The organism is Halarchaeum sp. P4 (assembly GCF_051195175.1).
Lineage (GTDB): Archaea > Halobacteriota > Halobacteria > Halobacteriales > Halobacteriaceae > Halarchaeum.
In genome coordinates, this window is the sequence record NZ_JBNTKC010000001.1 from 1,466,651 (window position 1) to 1,482,134 (window position 15,484).

At 65.1% G+C, this 15,484-nt stretch carries 11 protein-coding genes, 1 tRNA gene and 1 rRNA gene; 8 read left to right on the top strand and 5 right to left on the bottom strand.

Features of this window, described 5'->3' with window-relative positions:
* Position 1: 1 nt before the first annotated feature.
* Entirely contained in the window at positions 2 to 649 is a 648-nt protein-coding gene (locus ACQUS8_RS07880) for an Era-like GTP-binding protein (protein ID WP_435099214.1), read from the bottom strand.
* Positions 650 to 1,700: 1,051 nt separating this feature from the next.
* Here ACQUS8_RS07880 and ACQUS8_RS07885 point away from each other — a divergent pair.
* Positions 1,701 to 3,176, top strand: coding sequence for a Cdc6/Cdc18 family protein (locus ACQUS8_RS07885; RefSeq protein WP_435099216.1), 1,476 nt, complete (start codon positions 1,701 to 1,703; stop codon positions 3,174 to 3,176).
* 24 nt (positions 3,177 to 3,200) lie between these two features.
* On the opposite strand, the gene ACQUS8_RS07890 is transcribed toward ACQUS8_RS07885, so the two are convergent.
* A complete protein-coding gene (locus ACQUS8_RS07890; RefSeq protein WP_435099218.1) occupies positions 3,201 to 3,947 on the bottom strand; it encodes a S26 family signal peptidase in 747 nt (248 codons plus the stop codon).
* 162 nt (positions 3,948 to 4,109) lie between these two features.
* On the opposite strand from ACQUS8_RS07890, the gene ACQUS8_RS07895 reads away from it, so the two are divergent.
* Entirely contained in the window at positions 4,110 to 5,843 is a 1,734-nt protein-coding gene (locus ACQUS8_RS07895; protein WP_435099220.1) for a DNA-directed DNA polymerase II small subunit, read from the top strand.
* Between the two features lie 109 nt (positions 5,844 to 5,952).
* Here the strand turns inward: ACQUS8_RS07895 and ACQUS8_RS07900 are convergent, their stop codons facing one another.
* Positions 5,953 to 6,357 carry a hypothetical protein gene (locus tag ACQUS8_RS07900; RefSeq protein ID WP_435099222.1) on the bottom strand — a complete coding sequence of 135 codons (405 nt, stop codon included), beginning with the start codon at positions 6,355 to 6,357 and terminating at the stop codon, positions 5,953 to 5,955.
* Between the two features lie 133 nt (positions 6,358 to 6,490).
* Here ACQUS8_RS07900 and ACQUS8_RS07905 point away from each other — a divergent pair, with 133 nt between their 5' ends.
* The 3 genes from ACQUS8_RS07905 (at position 6,491) to pheT (ending at position 11,062) form a co-directional block, all read left to right on the top strand.
* Complete coding sequence (locus ACQUS8_RS07905) at positions 6,491 to 7,675, top strand: aspartate kinase (RefSeq protein WP_435099224.1); 1,185 nt, start codon at positions 6,491 to 6,493, stop codon at positions 7,673 to 7,675.
* Between the two features lie 150 nt (positions 7,676 to 7,825).
* Positions 7,826 to 9,331: a phenylalanine--tRNA ligase subunit alpha gene (locus tag ACQUS8_RS07910; RefSeq protein WP_435099226.1), complete on the top strand. Its 1,506-nt coding sequence runs from the start codon at positions 7,826 to 7,828 to the stop codon at positions 9,329 to 9,331.
* Positions 9,332 to 11,062, top strand: a complete 1,731-nt coding sequence (gene pheT / locus ACQUS8_RS07915; RefSeq protein WP_435099228.1) for a phenylalanine--tRNA ligase subunit beta — start codon at positions 9,332 to 9,334, stop codon at positions 11,060 to 11,062.
* Positions 11,063 to 11,182: 120 nt separating this feature from the next.
* On the opposite strand, the gene ACQUS8_RS07920 is transcribed toward pheT, so the two are convergent.
* Both ACQUS8_RS07920 and ACQUS8_RS07925 read right to left on the bottom strand, forming a co-directional pair.
* Positions 11,183 to 12,232 (bottom strand): quinone-dependent dihydroorotate dehydrogenase, encoded by a 1,050-nt coding sequence (locus tag ACQUS8_RS07920; protein ID WP_435099230.1) that lies wholly within the window; start codon positions 12,230 to 12,232, stop codon positions 11,183 to 11,185.
* A 12-nt stretch (positions 12,233 to 12,244) separates the two neighbouring features.
* Positions 12,245 to 12,442, bottom strand: coding sequence for a hypothetical protein (locus ACQUS8_RS07925; protein ID WP_435099232.1), 198 nt, complete (start codon positions 12,440 to 12,442; stop codon positions 12,245 to 12,247).
* A gap of 173 nt (positions 12,443 to 12,615) precedes the next feature.
* Here ACQUS8_RS07925 and ACQUS8_RS07930 point away from each other — a divergent pair, with 173 nt between their 5' ends.
* From ACQUS8_RS07930 to ACQUS8_RS07940, 3 genes are all read left to right on the top strand, one after another.
* Positions 12,616 to 12,930, top strand: a complete 315-nt coding sequence (locus ACQUS8_RS07930) for a non-histone chromosomal MC1 family protein (RefSeq protein ID WP_435099234.1) — start codon at positions 12,616 to 12,618, stop codon at positions 12,928 to 12,930.
* Positions 12,931 to 13,644: 714 nt separating this feature from the next.
* Positions 13,645 to 15,118: ribosomal RNA gene (locus ACQUS8_RS07935) — 16S ribosomal RNA — on the top strand.
* Between the two features lie 112 nt (positions 15,119 to 15,230).
* Positions 15,231 to 15,302 (top strand) — tRNA-Ala (locus ACQUS8_RS07940).
* Positions 15,303 to 15,484: the final 182 nt, after the last annotated feature.

Here is a 15,484-nt window from a genome sequence, read left to right on the forward strand (position 1 = left end):
CTCACCCGAACTTTTCCGCGATTCGGTCGTAGACCTCGTCCATGTTCTCGCCCTCGAGCGCGGAGAGCTCGATGGTCTCGTGCTGCGGGAAGGCGTTCCGGATGCGCTGGACGTTCGAGTCCTCGAGGTCCGTCTTGTTCGCGAGGATGAGCACGGGGAGCTCACGGCTCTCGATGATACCGATAAGCATCGTGTTCACCTGCGTGAACGGGTCGGTCGTGGAGTCGAGGACGTAGATGACGCCGTCGACGTCCTCGCGGAGCCAGTGCATCGCCTCCGCGACGCCCTCGGTGGCCTCCCGGGAACGTCGGACGGCCTCCTCTTTCTCCATGTCGTGGTCGAGGAACTCCTCGTAGTCCACCTTCGTCGTGACACCCGGGGTGTCGACGATGTCGATGGAGACCGTCTGGCCGTTCCGTTCGATCTCGACGTTCTCTTTGCGCCGCGCGCGTCGTGTCTCGTGGGGGATGTGGCTCTCGGGCCCGACGGCGTCGCCGGTCCAGTCGCGAGCGATGCGGTTGGCCAGCGTCGTCTTGCCGGCGTTCGGAGGCCCGTAGATACCGATCCGCTTCGGGTCCTCGCCTTCGCCGGCGAAGAGTTTCGCCGTGACCGCCGAGATGCTGTCCCTGAGATCTGCAAACAGTCCCATCCTCTTGTCTCCTTTACGTTACGGGCGCCCACACGGGAAAACTTGACGCAGCTATCGGGTGTCGAGCCCCCGCGGCCGCCCGGTTAATCGTACGAACCCGGCCAGGCGACTTAAACTTACGTCAGACGACGAATGGCAGTTAGTATTGCCTGCGCGTGCGGGAATACTGCTCATATCGGTGCGCGGCTCACGGTGGGCGGGGGACAAGGAAGTCGAGGGGAAACGAAGGGGTCCGAGGAACGAGCGGTCGTCGAGATCGGGTGGTCCGGTCCGAGTGGGGACGAATACCGCATGGTACCGTAGGACACCGGAACCCCCCACCCCTTCGTTTCAGGTGGAGAGCGAATCGAGAGCGGGGGAGGGGGGCCGTGCGACGAAGATTCCGGGAGACGAGTGTGATACCCTAGACACGACTCGACTCGAAACGAAGGATGTTATCTGCAATACGGGTTTGGTTTTTCCACCATCCACTTAGTCCTTCCTTCTTCAAGACCTCTCGTCCGACCCCTCCCCACCACCTACCCTTAGTCTCGTTCCACTCGAAACGAAGGGGTGGGGGGTTTGCCCCGTCTGCCCGGTAACCCCCTCCGTTTCGGGTGGAAAACTGATCGATTACTACACCATCGGTGATGGCGAACCAATCCACCTCGTAACCGATACACCGACTGTCAGCGTCTATCCTGGCATCACGATCGGGCGTTCAGCTGCGTCGCCGTCCGTCGAGGGACCCTCGTTTCGTATCGAGAAACCGACTATTGGGGGACAACCCTATACGGGATCCAGAACCCTAGGACCCCCTAATATCTCTCTAGGGATCAGCGCGAATACCTAGAGTTCACCCGGTGGCTCTTCGTTTCGTCGCCGGCGCCGACGGTCGTCTCCCGACGACTGATGTCATCGAAACGTTTTTGATTCGTCGGGACCGTCTATTTCATCTGCATCAACTGGACGGGTCGGTTCTGCACGGACGGCGGCGACGTCGCCGATCCGGGCGGTTCCTGCTGCTGTGGCCGTCCCTCTCCAGGTGAAACGAAGGGGTGTACGTGACACGATGACGGACGACGAAACGAACGGACGGCGGACAGCAGACAGGGACTTCGACGTCGACCTCGACGACGTTCTCGACGATGACGACGACGAGAGCGACGGCGGGCTCTTCGACGACCTACTCAGCGGCGAGCCCATCTTCGAGAACAAGGAAGTCCTCCGTCCGTCCTACACGCCACACGAACTCCCCCACCGCAACGAGCAGATCAACAACATGGCGACCATCCTCGTCGCCGCGCTCCGCGGGGAGACGCCGTCGAACATCCTCATCTATGGGAAGACGGGGACCGGGAAGACGGCCTCCGCGAAGTACGTCAGCCAGGAACTGGAGAATACTTCGCGGAAATACGACGTCCCCTGTGAGGTCGAGTACATCAACTGCGAGGTGACCGACACCCAGTATCGCGTGCTCGCGCAACTCGCGAACACTTTCATCGAGCAGAACCGCGACTACGTTCGGGACCGCATCCGCGACGTCGAGGACTTGCTCGCGGACGCCGCGGACGACGAGGGCGCGCTCGCCGACTCGCAGTTTGACTCGGTGCGCGAGGCCGAACGCCGCCTCGATGACCTCGAACGCGACCTCGAGGAGATGGAGGAGGTCCCGATGACCGGGTGGCCGACCGACCGCGTCTACTCGACGTTCTTCGAGGCGGTCGACTACGTCGAGCGCGTCGCCGTCATCATGCTGGACGAGATCGACAAACTCGTCGAAAAGTCCGGTGACGACACCCTCTACAACCTCTCGCGGATGAACTCCGAGCTCGACAACTCCCGGGTCTCCATCATCGGCATCTCGAACGACCTGAAGTTCACCGACTTCCTCGACCCGCGCGTGAAGTCCTCCCTGGGCGAGGAGGAAATCGTCTTCCCGCCGTACGACGCGAACCAACTCCGGGACATCCTCCAGCACCGCTCGGAGACCGCGTTCAAGGCAGACGCGCTCAGCGAGGACGTCATCCCGCTCTGTGCGGCGTTCGCCGCCCAAGAACACGGCGACGCGCGACGCGCGCTCGACCTCCTGCGGACGGCGGGCGAACTCGCGGAGCGCGACCAGTCCGACGTCGTCACCGAGGAGCACGTCCGGCGCGCGCAGGACAAGATCGAACTCGACCGCGTCGTCGAAGTCGTGCGCACGCTCCCGACACAGTCGAAACTCGTTCTCTTCGCCATCATGATGCTGGAGAAACACGGCGTCCACAACATCAACACGGGCGAAGTCTACAACATCTACAAGACGCTTTGCGACGAGATCGACGCCGACGTCCTCACCCAGCGCCGGGTCACCGACCTCATTAGCGAACTCGACATGCTCGGCATCGTGAACGCCGTCGTCGTCTCGAAGGGCCGGTACGGGCGCACGAAGGAGATCAACCTCTCGGTGCCCATCGACGAGACCGAAGCCGTCCTCCAAGCGGACTCGCGACTCGGCGACATCGAGAACGTCACGCCGTTCGTACAGGCCCGCTTCGACAACTAGGTACTTCCCGTCCGTTCGGCCGCTCTACCCCGTGAGCGGCGTCGTTCCACCGGAAACGAGGGGGTTCGCGGTGGCGTTCCCGGATACTGATTCTGCGGTCACCGGACTCGCGACCATCGCGTCGCCCGTGATGACGAGTCGGACCCAGCCGAGCCACGGGATGCGGAACTCGGCGGTGCCCCGAACCCAGTCGGGCTTGACTGGCGAGGAGATCCCGACCGCTTGGTCGTAGTAGTTGTTGGCGTCACCCTTCGTGATGAAGCCAGCGTGGGGCGCGGGGCAGTTCTCCAACTCCTGGCAGTTCTGCGCACCCATCAGGTACTGCTGGTTCGCCTCGTCGTACCAGTTCTCGCTCTCGTTTACCCAGAACCTCGCTCTGTGTATGATGGGCGTCCGTCCCTGGTCGCCGTAGGGTGCGTAGACGACGACGTCACCGGGGTTGTGGAACTTCGTGTAGCCGGTCCGCTCGCCCGTGCGATAGGTGACGATGCCGGTGTCGCCGTGGTCTGCGGCGGGCGCGAAGCGCTGTTCGTCCATCACGAAGACGAGATCGCCCTTCTGCAGGTTCGGGTTCATGCTGCCGGACTCAACGGCGACGAGCGGCGGCCAGAGGCCACTGACGGCGAAGAGGAGTAGTCCGACGAGGGCGACGGCGAGCGCGCTACTCACGAGCTCACGGACGAAGACGACGGCCTCGTTGTCGGTGCGGAGGAACCAGCGTATGGCGGCTAGCGGACCGTCTCGGGGGTCGGGGACGTCGTCCGCGCTCATTGTCCCTCGCTACGGCGGACCGTCGTTTGAAGGTTCCTCAATCGAGACGTCGACCCACGGACGCGACTCCGTGTGCTACTCTCCACCCGCTCGCGTCATTTTCCGTCGTCTCCCGCGTCACTCCGCAGTCCTTTTGCTCGCGGGCCGCTTCGAAGACGAACTGTGCCCGACTCGACGCCCGTCCGGGTAGTGCGCGAACTCACGGCCCGCGACTACAACGCGGAGCGTGACGCCGTGACGCTCCTCGCTGACGAACCCGACCCGATCGCGGCCGTCGAGCGCGTCGTCGACGCCGCGCCCGACGACGTTCTCACGCTCTCCGCGGACGACGTCCGCGACCTCCTCGCCGACGCGTCCACTGAGACGCCGAGCAGTGGCGCGGACGCAGACGCGGCGGCCTCCGCCGCGCCTCCCGCGGACGCCGCTCCGAATGCGGACCGCAGTTCCGATACGGCCACCGCAACGTCCGCCGACCCGGCGGCGGGTGCGGAGGCCGAGTCCGTCGACGCCGACCCCTCGCCGGACGGACCTACTGGCGATGCGACACCGAGCGACGGTGACGCGGCGCCGTCACCCGACACATCACCGACCGACGTTTCGAATGGAGCCGATATCGGCGACGACATCACGACGGCGGTGACCTCTCCAACCGAAACAACGGGGGGTGATGCGGCCCGCGTTGGCGAGCGGGACCCGCCCGCGCCCGACATCGGCAACGACGTCACCGGTCACTCCACCGGGACCGGCGAATACGGCGACTTCGTGACGGTCTTCCGCGACCGTTACGAGCGCCTCTCGAAGAAACTTCGCGGGCGCGTCAACCACCGCCCGACGGACGCCCTCGACGCCATGCCCGGTGGCTCCGACGCCGCCATCGTCGGGATGGTGAACGACATCCGCTCGACGGCGAGCGGCCACTGGCTCGTCGAACTCGAGGACACCAACGGGACGTTCCCCGCGCTCATCATGAAGGACCGTGACTGGGCCGACGTCGTCGACGAACTCCTCCTCGACGAAGTCGTCGCCATTGAGGGGACGCTCGCCGACGACGGGGGCATCCTCTTCGCGGACAGCGTCCACTTCCCCGACGTTCCTCGGACCTACAACCCGAGCACCGCCGACCGGCACGTGCAGGCCGCGCTCGTCTCCGACGTCCACGTCGGCAGCCAGGAGTTCGCCGGCGACCGCTGGGACGCCTTCGCCGACTGGCTCCACACCGAGGAAGCCGAAGCGGTCGAGTACCTCCTGGTGGGTGGCGACATGGTTGAGGGCGTCGGCGTCTACCCCGACCAGGACGAGGAACTCGACATCGTCGACGTCTACGAGCAGTACGAAGCCTTCAGCGAGCGCCTGAAGGACGTCCCCGGCGACATGGAGATTGTGATGATTCCCGGGAACCACGACGCCGTCCGGCTCGCCGAACCCCAACCCGGCTTCGACGAGGAACTCCGGGACATCATGAGCGCGCACGACGCCCGCATCACGGGGAACCCCTCGACGGTGACCGTCGAGGGCGTCGACGTCCTCATGTATCACGGCGTCAGCCTTGACGAGGTCATCGCCGAGCACGGCAGCGACGATGTCTCCTACGACGCGCCGCACAACGCGATGGCCGAACTCCTCAAGAAACGCCACGTCGCGCCCCAATACGGCGGCCGGATGCGCGTCGCACCCGAGGAGAAGGACTACCTCGTCATCGACGACGTCCCGGACGTCTTCCACACCGGCCACGTCCACAAACTCGGCGTCGGCGAGTACCGCAACGTCAAACTCGTCAACTCCGGCAGCTGGCAGGAGCAGACCGCCTTCCAGAAGTCCGTCAACATCGACCCGGACGTCGGGACGGCGCCCGTCATCGACCTCGACACCCTCGACATCACCGTGCGCAAGTTCTGAGAGTCCGGTCGGCAGACCAGTAGCCCGCCGCCATCCCCACTTTCTGCGTTGCGTTTCGACGCCTACCGCACCCCCGTCTCCTGTTCTCCAGTCGAAACGAAGGGGAGTGTCACTCGTCCCCGTCCGGCGTGAGTCGGTAGCGCTCGGTTCGCTCGCCGGCGAACCGCGGGCCGGCGCCCGCGGCCTCGAAGCCGGCGCTCGTGACGGCGTCGAGCGCGCCCGACTCGGACTCGGGGACGACGACTTCCACAGTGAGATTTTCCGCGCGCGCGAACGCGATGGGTTCCTCGAGGAGGGCCGCGGCGGCGTCCGTGTCGCCGACGAGGCGGGTGACGTGGACCGCGTCCGCGTCGGCGTCGTACGCGAGGACGCCGACGACGGCCTCGTCACGTTCGGCGACGCGCACCGCGCGTTCACGCAGGAGGCGTTCGGCCGCGCGCGTCGGGACGCCCGCGACGTCGGCGATGGCGTCGACGTCCTCCGGGTCGGCTTCGCGTACCGTCACGTCACTCATCGCCCGTGTCTGTGCGCGCCGCGCGTAAAAAAGCGCGTCCCGCGGCCGTGTCTGGGATAGACAGGGTTATCCCCACCCCGTTACTACCCCCGTCCATGACTGCGTGTGACACGACCCGTGTCGGGGGTTCCCGATGCGTGTAGTCGCAAAGTTCGGCGGGACGAGCCTCGGCTCCGGCGACCGGATCGACCGGGCCGCCGACTCCGTCGCGAAAGCCGTCCGCGAGGGTCACCAGATCGCCGTCGTCGCCTCCGCGATGGGGTCGACGACCGACGACCTGCTCGAGGACATCACCTTCGACGCCGAGGAGTCCGACCGCGCCGAAATCGTCTCGATGGGCGAGCGGACCTCCGTCCGCATGCTGAAGGCCGCGCTCGCCGCCCGTGACATCGACGCCGTCTTCCTCGAACCCGGACACCCCGACTGGCCAGTCGTCACGAACTCGCGCGGCGAAGTCGATGTCGAGGAGACCCGGAAGCGAACCCAGAAACTCGCCGAGCAGATGGGCGACGTCGTCCCCGTCGTCACCGGCTTCCTCGCCGAGGACCACGACGGCAACGTCACGACGCTCGGCCGCGGCGGCTCCGACACCACCGCCGTCATGCTCGGGCGCTACATGGACGCCGACGAAGTCGTCATCGTTACTGACGTTGAGGGCATCATGACCGGCGACCCCCACGTCGTCGAGGGCGCGCGGAACGTCGGCGAAATCACCGTCGACGAACTCCGCAACCTCTCCTTCCGCGGCGCCGAAGTCGTCGCACCCTCCGCGCTCACCTACAAGGACGCCGACCTCGACGTCCGCGTCATCCACTACCAGCACTCCGACCTCCTCACGGGCGGGACGGACATCGAGGGCGAGTTCGAGAACATCATCGACATGCGGGACGCCCCGCTCGCCTGTCTCACCGTCGCCGGGCGCGCCATCCGGAACAGCCACGGCATCCTCTCACGGCTCTCCGGGGCGCTCAGCGACGCCGACATCAACATCGACGGCGTCGCCTCCGGGATGGACTCCATCACCTTCTACGTCGACGCCGAAGTCGCCGAGCGCGCCGAGAACGTCCTCCACGGCGAAGTCGTCGCCGAAGACACGCTCTCCAGCGTCACCGTCACCGACGACGTCGCCGTCATCCGCGTTCTCGGCGGGGACTTCCCCTCCCAGCCGGGCGTCGTCCGGGACATCGTCAACCCCATCTCGGACGCCGGCATCTCGCTCCACGACGTCATCACGTCAGCGACGAGCGTCGCCGTCTTCGTCCCGTGGGACGACCGAGAGCGCGCGCTCGACGCCGTGCAGGACCATTTCGAGGGCTGACGCCCTCACCTCATTCTCCACCTGTCACCGCGCTCGACGGCCGGCCGCCGCCGTCCGCGACAACGCCGGCCCGGTGTACGGCTTGCTGACCGCGCCGAGCGATGCGTCGCTTCGCAATAGCTATCCGACTACCGGACACCACACGAACCAATGGAACTCCCGCAACGCGAACTCGCGGTCCTCGAAGCCGCGAGTGCAGACGAACCGACCACCATCGCGGAACTCGCGTCCGCGACGGGCGAGAAACCCGAGACAGTCACGGGCGCGGCCTTCGAACTCGAAGACCGCGGCTTCGTCACCGTCTCCGAGGAGACGGTCGCCGACGTCGAACTCACCGAGGAGGGCAAGCAGTACCGCGAGGAAAGCCTCCCCGAAGTCCGCCTCTACGAGGCCGCGCTCGATGTCGGCGCCGACGAGGATCCCGTGAACATGGGCGAGGTGCTCGGGAGTGCGGACCTCGAGGGCCCCGAGGTCGACATCGCGCTCTCGAACTACGCCCGGAAGGGCTACGGTGACATCGAGCAGGGCGACCTCTCCGCGAACCTGGACGTCGACCCCGCGGAGGACGAGGAAGCCGTCGCGCTCGACGCCGTCGCCGACGGCGAGACCATCGACGACGACGTCCGCGAGCAACTCGAGCGCCGCGACCTCGTCGTCGTCCACGAACGCACCGTCCGCTCCGTCACGCTCACCGACGAGGGCGTCGACGCGCTCATGGCGGGCGTCAGCGCCACCGAGGCCGTCGGCCAGCTCACCCCCGAGATGCTCGCGAGCGGGGAGTGGCGCGACGTCGAGTTTGCGGACTACAACGTGGAAGCCGACGCCGAAACTCCATCGAGCGGGAAGACCCACGTCCTGCGCGCCACCGCCGAGCGCGTGAAGGACGTCCTCGTGGGGATGGGCTTCGAGGAGATGGAGGGCCCACACGCCGACTCCGAGTTCTGGATCAACGACGCGCTCTTCATGCCCCAGGACCACCCCGCGCGCACCCACTGGGACCAGTTCGCGCTCGAGGAACCCAGCGAGGTCGACGACCTCCCCGAGGACCTCTTAGAGCGCGTCGAGTCCGCCCACCGTGAGGGCGTCGGCCCGGACGGCGACGGCTACCACTCGCCGTGGACCGAGGAGATGGCGCGCGGCGTCGACCTGCGCGGGCACACGACGTCGCTCTCGATGCGATACCTCTCCGGGCACCAGGTCGGCGACCTCGAACCGCCGCAGCGCTACTTCAGCGTCGAGAAAGTCTACCGCAACGACACGCTCGATGCTACCCACCTCCTCGAGTTCTTCCAGATCGAGGGCTGGGTGATGGCCGAGGACCTCAGCGTCCGCGACCTCATGGGGACGTTCACCGAGTTCTACAGCCAGTTCGGCATCGAGGACATCCGATTCAAGCCCCACTACAATCCCTACACGGAGCCGTCCTTCGAGCTGTTCGGCACGCACCCGCGCACGGGCGAAGTCATCGAGATTGGGAACTCCGGACTCTTCCGTCCCGAAGTCCTCGAACCGCTCGGCGTCGACTGCGACGTGATGGCGTGGGGACTCGCCTTAGAGCGCCTCCTCATGCTCACTCACGGCTTCGAGGACATCCGCGACGTCCACGGGACGCTCGCGGACATTGACTTCCTGCGGGACACGGAGGTGGTTTATTAGATGCCCGTCGTTGACGTCGACCCCGACGAACTCCGCGAACTCACCGGGCACGAGGAGAAGAGCGACGACGAACTCAAGGACGACCTCTTCGCGCTCGGTCTCGAGTTCGAGGGCGAGACCGAGGACGGGGCGTTCCAACTCGAGTTCGCCCCCGACCGCCTCGACCGCCTCAGCGTCGAGGGCGTCGCGCGCTCCCTGCGCTACCAGTACGGCGACGCTTCTGGTGTGTATGTCCCCGACACGAACGACGCCGAGTGGACCATCGAGGTCGAGGACTCCGTCCCCGACGAACGGCCCTACGTCACGGGCGCCATCGTCCGCGGCGTCGACCTCTCCGGGGGCGCTCTCGAGTCGCTCATCCAACTCCAGGAGAAACTCCACGCGACCATGGGCCGCAAGCGCGCCAAGGGCGCCATCGGCATCCACGACCTCGCAATGGTGAAGGGCGGGTCGCTCGGCCCCGACGCGACCGAGGCCGACGCGTCGCCCTCCATAACCTACCGGGGCGTCGAGCCGGACGGCGACACGTTCGTCCCGCTCGACAGCGACGCCGAACTCTCGCCCGCCGAGGTGCTCACCGAGCACCCGACCGGCGAGACGTACGCCGACCTCCTCGAGGACTACGAGCGCTACCCCGCCATCTACGACGACCTCGGCCTGTTCAGCTTCCCGCCCGTCATCAACGGCCGGCGCACCGAAGTTACCGAGGACTCGCGCGACCTCCTCGTCGAGTTGACCGGCACCGACCAGTGGACCATCGACCGGATGTGCAACATCATCTGCTACGCGCTCGACGCCCGCGGCGGCACCATCGAGGACGTCACCGTCTCCTACCCCGAGCACGACACCGTCAAACCCGACCTCGAGACCGACGAGAAGGTCATCGCCCACGAGCGCATCGAGTCCACGCTCGGCATCGACCTCACCGAGGACGAAATGCTCGACCTCTTCGGGCGCGCCGGCCTCGACGCCGAGAGCGAAGTCTGGGGGAACGGCGAGATCGACTACGAAGTCGAGATTCCGCCCTACCGGACTGACGTCCTCCACCCCGTCGACCTCATCGACGACGTCGGGCGTGCCTACGGCTTCAACGACCTCGTTCCGCGCTACCCGGACGTCTCCACCGTCGGCGGCCGCACTGAGCGCTCTCGTCTGGAGCGCGCCGTCCGCGAGACGCTCGTCGGCCTCGGTCACCAGGACCTCCTCAACTTCCACCTCACCAACGAGGCGGAGAACTACGAGCGGATGCGTCTCTCACCCGGCCAAGACGTCCTCGGTGGCGGCGAACCCGCGACCATCGCCGAACCCTACAGCGAGGACTACACCATCGTGCGCACGTGGGCGCTCCCCTCGCTGATGGCGCTCCTCGAGAACAACACCCACCGCGCCTACCCGCAGGACGTCGCCGAAGTCGGCTTCGCCGCCGAACGCGACGACAGCAACACCGGTGTCGCCGAACGCCGCACCGTCGCCGGCGCCGTCGTCCGCCACGACGCCTCCTACGAGGACGCCAAGGCGCGCCTGCAGGTGCTCGCGCGGGACTTCGACGTCGAACTGGAGACGCCGCCCACCACCCACCCCTCGTTCATCGACGGCCGCACCGCCAGCGTCGTCATCGACGGCGAGGACGTCGGCGTCGTCGGCGAACTCCACCCCGAAGTGCTCGTCGACCACGACCTCGAACTGCCCGTCTCCGCCTTCGAGTTCCGCCTCGACGCGCTCGCCGAGTAGGGCACCTCCTTTCTCTCTCGTTGCGGCCCGGTGACTGTCGAGTCGCTTCCGGGGTTACGTACATCCGTGCGCGCGTGAAGTAGAAGAAGACTGCCGTGTACGTGCGCCGAATCCGCGACGCTACAGGTCCGCGCCGACGGCTTCCGCCACCGAATCGAAGCCGTCGCGTTCCAGGAGTTCGAGGAGGCCCCGATTGATGTCCGTCGCGATGGACGGCCCACGATAGACCATCCCCGTGTAGAGTTGGACGACGCTCGCGCCCGCGCGAATCTTCGCGTAGGCGTCCTCCGCCGTGAAGACGCCACCGACGCCGACGACGGGGAGGTCCGTGCGCTCGGCGACGAAGCGAACCGTGTCCGTCGCACGGTCGCGCAGTGGCGCGCCCGAGAGTCCGCCGTCCTCCACGCGGTTCGGGTGCTGGAGGCCCTCGCGCTCCGTCGTCGTGTTCACCGCGATGATGCCGTCCAAGCCGAGGTCCTCCGCGAGGTCCACGCCCGCCGCGATGCCGTCACGCGAGAGGTCCGGCGAGAACTTCACCAGTAGCGGGCTCGCGCCCGCGTCAAGGAGCGTCGTGAGGATGTCCTCGAGGGCGTCGCTGTGCTGGAGGTCGCGAAGACCCGGCGTGTTCGGACTGGAGACGTTCACCACGAAGTAGTCGCCCGCGTCCGCGACGCGCTCGTACGTGTACAAGTAGTCGTCCGCAGCGTCCTCCAGTGGCGTGGACTTCGACTTCCCGATGTTCACGCCCACCGGAACGTCCGGCAGCGGGCCCGCGTCGAGGCGCGCGCCCACCGCGTCCGCACCGTCGTTGTTGAAGCCCATCCGGTTGATCACCGCCTCGTCCTCCGGGAGGCGGAACATCCGCGGACGTGGATTCCCGGGCTGGCGCTCCGCGGTCACGCCGCCAACCTCGAGGTGACCGAAGCCGAGCGCCGCGAGACCGTGCGGGACGTGGGCGTTCTTGTCGAAGCCCGCGGCCACGCCGACCGGATTCGGGAACGCGTTGTCGAACGCGCGCACGCGCAGGCGCTCGTCGTCGACGCCGTACCATCGGTCGACGCCCGCGAGGACCGGTGGGACGGACTGCGCGCTCCGGAGGAGCGAATGGACTATCGTGTGTGCTGTCTCGGCCGGCAACTGGAACAGAAGGGGTTTGAGCGTCCCGTACATGGAGCGGTCCGCTCAGAAGTCGTGTTCGACCTCTTCAGGGTCGGCCTTCTGGATGATGATCTTGTCCTCGCGTACACGGACGAACACCTCGTCGCCGATATCCAACCCGGCGACGGCGAGCTCGTCCTCGTGGAGATTGACGTGGGCGTTGTGGTACTCCCCGTCCTCGCCTTTGGCGCCACTCGGGCTGAGCTTCTTCTTGCGGACCATCGACTAACCTACGTCTACGTTCGACGTAGGAGTTACTTAAGCCCTTCCGAGTACGCCACTCGGACACACACCCGAATTCGGGCGAGATGATCCCCCCGAAACGCCACACAGGCCGACGATTTCGGCGATATGTTTATGCCATGGCCTGTGCATCGTTCGCATGGTACGAGACCATGGTACGTGAGGACGGCAAGCGGAACTTCGCACTCCGCGACACCGACGGCACGGAGGACAGTGTTTTCAGTGGAAGCACGCCGCGACAGGCGGCGCTCAAGGCCGCCCGTCGCCTCGACGACGTCGGCGAGAGCGAGGACGCTGCGTCCCGCTACGAGATACGACTTCGCGAGAAGGGGACCGACAAAGTCCACGTCTACGAGGCATGGGCGTGGCAGTCCGACTCCCCGGACGACAAGCCCGAGTGGATGCCCGGCGAGATCACGCAGGCCAACGTGGCCAAGCAGGGGATCGAACACCTCGACGAACGCTGAGTGTCGCTCGGCCGGCTCTCTCCTTGCGGGCACGTATCCGTCGCGTTAATCCCACTCCCGCGTGTAGTGTGGCGTGCGCGGGTACTACCCGACCAGACTGTACGCACGAACGCGTAGGATGACCGGTCGGCCTCCGCCCGCGTCGCATTCTCCGTGCCATGACGAACCCTCACGAAGGGGGTGGAGGTTCGACGGCCTTTTCTGTACCCCCGTCTTCTGAATAGATGCGAACGACGTGACGTAGTCCGGTTCACCCGGTGCTACCGACGCACGCCTTCCGTCACACTCCTTGTGGGTGCGGTCCGCCTCGCCTCTGGCAAGCGCGGAACGTCACCCTTAAGGGTACGCCGACCATTCGGTTGAATGCGAACGACGTGACGTGGCCCGGTTCACCCGGCGCCACCGACATACGTTCCTTCAACGACTGGGTCACCCTCGACCACACTCAATCTGGGTGTGGTTCGAGGGGGTTAAGTACCCGGAGTGATTCGGAAGGAATGCAAACGTCGTCTCGGGCCACCGTGGTTCGACGGGTTGAAGTACCCGACGAGCCTACGAATAGGTCCGAAGGAATGAGGATCCTACCCCTGCGGTCCGCCGTACAGATGGGATCTGATGTTAGCCTCGATGGTCAGTGACATCCGGCTGGTTCGACATTCGTGTCGCAACCAGCGGAACCTTTGTTCCCGCCGAGCTGAGGTCACACCTCAGCACATTCCGGTTGATCCTGCCGGAGGTCATTGCTATCGGAGTCCGATTTAGCCATGCTAGTTGTACGAGTTTAGACTCGTAGCGGAAAGCTCAGTAACACGTGGCCAAGCTACCCTGTAGAGATGGACAACCTCGGGAAACTGAGGCTAATCCATCATAAGGCTCGCTGTCTGGAAATGACGCGAGCTGGAAACGCTTCGGCGCTACAGGATGCGGCTGCGGTCGATTAGGTAGACGGTGGGGTAACGGCCCACCGTGCCCATAATCGGTACGGGTTGTGAGAGCAAGAGCCCGGAGACGGAATCTGAGACAAGATTCCGGGCCCTACGGGGCGCAGCAGGCGCGAAACCTTTACACTGTACGCAAGTGCGATAGGGGGACTCCGAGTGTGTGGGCATAGAGCTCACACTTTTGTGAACCGTAAGGTGGTTCACGAATAAGAGCTGGGCAAGACCGGTGCCAGCCGCCGCGGTAATACCGGCAGCTCGAGTGATGACCGATTTTATTGGGCCTAAAGCGTCCGTAGCTGGCCAGTCAAGTCCGTTGGGAAATCCACCTGCTCAACAGGTGGGCGTCCAGCGGAAACTGATTGGCTTGGGACCGGAAGATCCAAGGGGTACGTCCGGGGTAGGAGTGAAATCCTGTAATCCTGGACGGACCGCCGATGGCGAAAGCACCTTGGAAGGACGGATCCGACAGTGAGGGACGAAAGCTAGGGTCTCGAACCGGATTAGATACCCGGGTAGTCCTAGCTGTAAACGATGTCCGCTAGGTGTGGCACAGGCTACGAGCCTGTGCTGTGCCGTAGGGAAGCCGAGAAGCGGACCGCCTGGGAAGTACGTCTGCAAGGATGAAACTTAAAGGAATTGGCGGGGGAGCACTACAACCGGAGGAGCCTGCGGTTTAATTGGACTCAACGCCGGACATCTCACCGGCTCCGACAGTAGTAATGACGGTCAGGTTGACGACCTTACCCGACGCTACTGAGAGGAGGTGCATGGCCGCCGTCAGCTCGTACCGTGAGGCGTCCTGTTAAGTCAGGCAACGAGCGAGACCCGCACGTCTAATTGCCAGCATCACGCTTGTCGTGGATGGGTACATTAGGCGGACTGCCGCTGCTAAAGCGGAGGAAGGAACGGGCAACGGTAGGTCAGCATGCCCCGAATGAGCCGGGCTACACGCGGGCTACAATGGCCGAGACAATGGGTTGCAACACCGAGAGGTGGCGCTAATCTCCTAAACTCGGTCGTAGTTCGGATTGAGGGCTGAAACTCGCCCTCATGAAGCTGGATTCGGTAGTAATCGCGTGTCAAAAGCGCGCGGTGAATACGTCCCTGCTCCTTGCACACACCGCCCGTCAAAGCACCCGAGTGGGGTCCGGATGAGGCCGTCTTCCGACGGTCGAATCTGGGCTCCGCAAGGGGGCTTAAGTCGTAACAAGGTAGCCGTAGGGGAATCTGCGGCTGGATCACCTCCTAACGCACGGGATCGAGCCTTCGGGCTCGACCCACATACTCTGCGACACGCTGTCGCACCAGTCGGACACTTAAGACCATCGAGGCTAACGAGACCTCCCGTTTGTGGGAGGTGGGCCCATAGCTCAGTGGTAGAGTGCCTCCTTTGCAAGGAGGATGCCCTGGGTTCGAATCCCAGTGGGTCCATACGATTCAACTCAGTCTTCGAATCGTTCCCCTTAAGTGTGGGACGATGGGATACTGAGTTGGGTTCGACTGATGCACCATCCCGCGAGAGCGCGGATGGGAAGGGTCGATGTACGCTCCCGGATTCACACCTCCGGGACGTGCGATGACGACTGTGTGTACGTGTAATCCAGGCGCTCACT

Coding starts and splice junctions, on each gene's coding strand:
- ACQUS8_RS07920 (WP_435099230.1), bottom strand. CDS start 12,232: ATGTACGGGACGCTCAAACCCCTTCTGTTCCAGTTGCCGGCCGAGACA.
- pheT (WP_435099228.1), top strand. CDS start 9,332: ATGCCCGTCGTTGACGTCGACCCCGACGAACTCCGCGAACTCACCGGG.
- ACQUS8_RS07900 (WP_435099222.1), bottom strand. CDS start 6,357: ATGAGTGACGTGACGGTACGCGAAGCCGACCCGGAGGACGTCGACGCC.
- ACQUS8_RS07910 (WP_435099226.1), top strand. CDS start 7,826: ATGGAACTCCCGCAACGCGAACTCGCGGTCCTCGAAGCCGCGAGTGCA.
- ACQUS8_RS07890 (WP_435099218.1), bottom strand. CDS start 3,947: ATGAGCGCGGACGACGTCCCCGACCCCCGAGACGGTCCGCTAGCCGCC.
- ACQUS8_RS07885 (WP_435099216.1), top strand. CDS start 1,701: ATGACGGACGACGAAACGAACGGACGGCGGACAGCAGACAGGGACTTC.
- ACQUS8_RS07880 (WP_435099214.1), bottom strand. CDS start 649: ATGGGACTGTTTGCAGATCTCAGGGACAGCATCTCGGCGGTCACGGCG.
- ACQUS8_RS07925 (WP_435099232.1), bottom strand. CDS start 12,442: ATGGTCCGCAAGAAGAAGCTCAGCCCGAGTGGCGCCAAAGGCGAGGAC.
- ACQUS8_RS07905 (WP_435099224.1), top strand. CDS start 6,491: ATGCGTGTAGTCGCAAAGTTCGGCGGGACGAGCCTCGGCTCCGGCGAC.
- ACQUS8_RS07930 (WP_435099234.1), top strand. CDS start 12,616: ATGGTACGTGAGGACGGCAAGCGGAACTTCGCACTCCGCGACACCGAC.